At 73.9% G+C, this 1,602-nt stretch carries 1 protein-coding gene; it reads right to left on the minus strand.

Annotated elements, in window-relative coordinates; translation table 11 throughout:
* Nucleotides 1-1,602 (minus strand): condensation domain-containing protein (locus tag ACFHW1_RS28695; protein ID WP_416616705.1); only part of this gene is annotated, 1,602 nt, incomplete at both ends.

Raw genomic sequence — 1,602 nt, forward strand, 5'->3', positions numbered from 1 at the left:
CCGTCGCCGCACCCGACACCCCGACCCCGCCACACGACCACTCCCCGATCCGAGCCGCCTCCGGCCCCGCGACCAGGACGGCCGTCGTATGGTCCGCGGACGGATCGGCCGCCATCGCCTGCAGCGCGCGCACATGGTGGTCGCGCAGCAGGGTGACCTGCTCGCGGGTGAGCCGGCGGGGGTCGTACTCCAGCTCCAGGCGCAGTCCCACGGCACCGGCCTCGCGGCTAACCGAGACGAGCAGCGGGAAGCTGGTCCGGGCCGACCCGGACGAGCCCTGCCCGGCCGGGTCGATGCGCCACACGCCCTCGCCGCCGGCCAGCCGCCCGAAGCGGTGAAAGTCGTTGTAGACGAAGCCCGCCTCGAACAGCGACGCCCCGACGAATTCGCGCTGGAGGGCGGCCATCGGGTAGCGGCGGTACGGCGACATTTCGCGTTCGGCGTCGAGGACCGCGCGGGCGAGGTCCTGCCAGCTGCCGTCCGGCAGGCTGACCCGGAACGGAAGGGTGTTGAGGAACAGTCCGCGCACCTCCGCGCCGTCCGGTTCCTCCAGACGGCCGTGGGCGGACAGGCCGGTCGTGACGTCAGGGCTGCCGGTGACCAGGGCGAGCACCCGCAGGTGAGCGGCGAGCAGTGCGGTCTTGACCGGCACGCCGGCGCGCAACGCGAACCGCTCGACCCCGGCGCGCAGGTCGGCGGGAAGCGTGGTGACCAGCGAGCCGTCGTCGTCCATGGGCTGCCCGGACGCCGTGGACCAGCGGGGCAGGGGGCTGCCGCCGCTGCCGGCGAGCCGGTCGTGCCAGAACTCTCGTGCGGCCGGCGTGGCCAGCGCCGCGCGCTCGGCGGCGATGTAGTCGCGGTAGTGCGAGCGCAGCGGGGCGGGCCGCAGGTCTTGCCCGGCGAGCAGGCTTTCGTAGGTGCTGCTGATCTCGGAGAGTGTGGAGGTCAGGCTCCAGCCGTCGAGGATGGCGTGGTGCTCGGTGACGGTCCACTGGAACGCGTCGTCGGCGAGCACGTGCACGCCGATCCGGCAGAGCGGGGCCACGGCCGGGTCCAGGGCGGTACGCCGTTCGTCGCGCAGGTAGGCGTCGACGGCTGCCGCCCGGGTGTCCGGCGATGCCGCGCGCAGGTCCGCCACGACGAGGGGGATCTCCGCGTCCGGATGCACCAGCTGCATCGGCTCGCGGTACCGGCTCGTGTCGAAGGAGGTACGCAGGACGGCGTGCCGGGCGGTCACCCGGGCCAGCGCGTCACGGAAGCGGGCCTCGTCGAACGCGCCGGTCAGCCGCAGGGTGTGCACGTTGTGGTACGGCAGGCGCTCCGGGTCGCGCTCCATCTCGTAGACCATGCCGACCTGAAGTTCCGCCATCGGGTACGCGTCGTCCAGACCGTCCGGCAGCAGCAGCCGGTCGTCCTCGCTCAGCAGCGCGAACGGCTCGATCGCGGCGGTCTCCGGCTCGCCCGCGCCCATCGCTGCGGCCAGCCCGGCCGGGGTCGGGTGGGCCAGCAGGGTGGCCAGGCCGGCGGCGAGCCCCGCCTCCCGGGCCTGCCCGACGACCTGGATGCTGCGGATGGAGTCGCCACCCAGCTCGAAGAAGTCGT

The organism is Micromonospora sp. LOL_014 (assembly GCF_048060245.1).
Classification (GTDB): Bacteria; Actinomycetota; Actinomycetes; order Mycobacteriales; family Micromonosporaceae; genus Micromonospora_E.